Consider the following 1,548-nt stretch of genomic DNA (forward strand, 5'->3'; position numbering starts at 1 on the left):
GCGGTAGAAGCGGTCTTCGATTTCTTCCGCGGCCAGCGCACTCACCGGGGCCTCCACGACGGGCACGTCGATCACCACCGGCGTGATGCTCACGGCGGCGTGTGCGGGCACGACGGTAGGGGCGGGAGGCGCGTTGCCGCCGCCGAACAACTTCCTGAGGAACCGGCCGATCACGCGGAGTGTCTCGATGTGGGGGACGGCGCCAGTATAAGCTGCGGCCCGGTGGGAAACACTTGGCGACCCATGCGCTGGCAAGGTTAGGATGACCCCATGGACCACATGCCCCTCAGCAGGATTGCCTTGCCGCCCGGCGGCTGGCCCAGCGTGCTCGATTTTCTCTGCGAGCGCTTCCCGGCGGTCAGCCGCGATGCCTGGGAAGACCGCATGGAGCGCGGCCTCGTCGAGGCGCACGGCCGCCCGGTGGACCACCTCACGCCCTACCGCCCGGGTGACATCGTCACCTATCGGCGCGAGGTATCCGCCGAGCCACGCATTCCCTTCGAAGAGACCATCGTCTACCAGGACGACGACCTCGTCGTGGCCGACAAGCCGCACTTCCTGCCGGTGATGCCGGCCGGACGCTACGTGGAGGAGACCCTGTCGGTGCGCCTCATCCGTCGCCTCGACAATCCGGACCTCGTCGCACTGCACCGGCTCGATCGCGGCACCGCAGGCCTCGTCGTGTTCTCGGCGCGTCCGTCCAGTCGCGACGCGTATACGCGCCTGTTCCGCGAGCGCGCCATCGCCAAGACTTATGAAGCGCTGGCGGCGCCTTTGCCCGGGCTGACGTTTCCGCTCTCGCGCTGCAGTCGCATCGAGCGGGGGGAGCCGTTCTTCCGCACACATGAAGTGGAGGGTCCCGCGAACGCCACCACGCACATCGACGTGATCGAGCGCGACGAGCATGCGTGGCGGTATCGCCTGGAGCCTGTTACCGGACGCAAGCACCAGCTGCGCGTGCACATGGCGGGGCTGGGCGCACCCATCCTGGGCGATCCGATGTACCCCGACCTACGCGAGGAAACCGCGGATTTCAGTGAGCCTATGCAACTGCTCGCACGCGAACTCTCCTTCATCGATCCCTTCACCGACGACGAGCGGCGCTTTCTAAGTTTACGTTCACTCGACCTTTGATCCCCGCGGGCGCAGACTATGTGCTCCCCCGCCAACCCTCCCCGGATGACTCCCGCCCCTGGCTTCCGCACCGTAGCCCTGATCATCGCGAGCGCGATGTTCATGGAACAGCTGGACGGCACCATCCTCGCCACGGCGTTGCCTTCCATGGCGGAATCGTTCGACGTGTCGCCGTTGCACATGAGCGTGGCACTCACCTCGTACATGCTCAGCCTCGCGGTGTTCATTCCCGCCAGCGGCGCCATCGCCGACCGCTACGGTTCGCGTAACGTCTTCCGCTCGGCCATTGCGCTTTTCACCATCGGCTCGATCCTCTGCGGGCTCTCCGGCAATCTTCCGCTGCTGGTGCTTTCGCGCCTGCTGCAGGGCATGGGCGGCGCGATGATGGTGCCGGTGGGGCGCCTGGTGCTGCTG

The 1,548-nt window shown here is 66.6% G+C and carries 2 protein-coding genes; both read left to right on the forward strand.

The genetic code is table 11. The features are described from left to right. Window positions 1-270: 270 nt before the first annotated feature. Entirely contained in the window at window positions 271-1,134 is an 864-nt protein-coding gene (locus AC1DT2_RS22905) for a pseudouridine synthase (RefSeq protein WP_477298969.1), read from the forward strand. A 45-nt stretch (window positions 1,135-1,179) separates the two neighbouring features. Then, the coding region (locus tag AC1DT2_RS22910; protein ID WP_477298971.1) for an MFS transporter at window positions 1,180-1,548 on the forward strand (369 nt) is incomplete at its 3' end.

The sequence above is a fragment of the Luteibacter sp. P4_E6 genome (assembly GCF_056401535.1).